Genomic DNA, 823 nt, shown 5'->3' with positions numbered 1-823 from the left:
GGGCTTCTTTATTGATAACGCCAAACCCGGTGGTGGCGGCACAAATGTGGTCAATGTGATTCTGGTCGATTTCCGTGGCTTTGATACTTTAGGAGAAATCGTCGTGCTGGCATTGGCAGGTATATGTGTCTTTGCCATGCTGGAAGGCCTGAAGCTTGCGGCTCCAGCAAAAGATGTTGATGGTCTGGTCTGGAGTCATGATCCGCATCCACCGATTATGCAGACCCTTACCCGCTTACTGTTTCCACTGATGCTGATGGTGGCAGTGTTTATCTTCCTGCGCGGTCACAACCTTCCGGGCGGTGGATTTATTGCCGGCCTGATCGCTTCGGTTGCTCTTATCTCGCAATATCTTGCCAACGGTATCGACTGGACCAATGAACGCCTGCGGATAGATATGCATCGGGTGATCTGGATTGGCTTGCTGGTTGCCACACTGACCGGTGTTGTCTCTATGTTGATCGGTTATCCGTTCCTGACAACCGCCTTTACTTATTTAACCTGGCCGGTTGTCGGTAAATTTGAAGTGGCCAGCGCCATTGCCTTTGATTTAGGTGTATTCCTGGTCGTCGTGGGGGCCACGGTAATGATTCTGGTCGAACTGGGCAAACTCAGTCACGCTTCGCATCACGTCAAACATGAGGAAGTTAACTAATGGAATGGCTAATTGCCAGCGTCATAGCCGTGATGACCGGTTGCGGCGTGTATCTTACGCTAAGAGCCAGAACCTTCCCGGTAGTACTGGGATTAACCATGCTCGCTTACGCAGTAAATGTTTTTTTATTTACCATGGGGCGTTTGCAAATCGGCTTTCCGGCCGTGA

1 protein-coding gene and 1 pseudogene are annotated in these 823 nt (G+C 50.5%); both read left to right on the top strand.

Annotated elements, in window-relative coordinates; genetic code table 11:
* Positions 1–655: hydrogen gas-evolving membrane-bound hydrogenase subunit E (gene mbhE / locus B3O33_RS04480; protein WP_292363055.1), on the top strand; the 655-nt coding region annotated here is incomplete at its 5' end.
* A pseudogene (locus B3O33_RS04475) lies at positions 655–823 on the top strand (NADH-quinone oxidoreductase subunit K); the annotation flags it as partial. The gene mbhE and the pseudogene B3O33_RS04475, both read left to right, overlap by 1 nt.

It is taken from the genome of Methylophaga sp. UBA1464 (genome assembly GCF_002325665.1).
Lineage (GTDB): Bacteria > Pseudomonadota > Gammaproteobacteria > Nitrosococcales > Methylophagaceae > Methylophaga.
The sequence above is the reverse complement of the archived record's forward strand: the minus strand, read 5'-3'. Positions and strand labels throughout refer to the sequence as shown.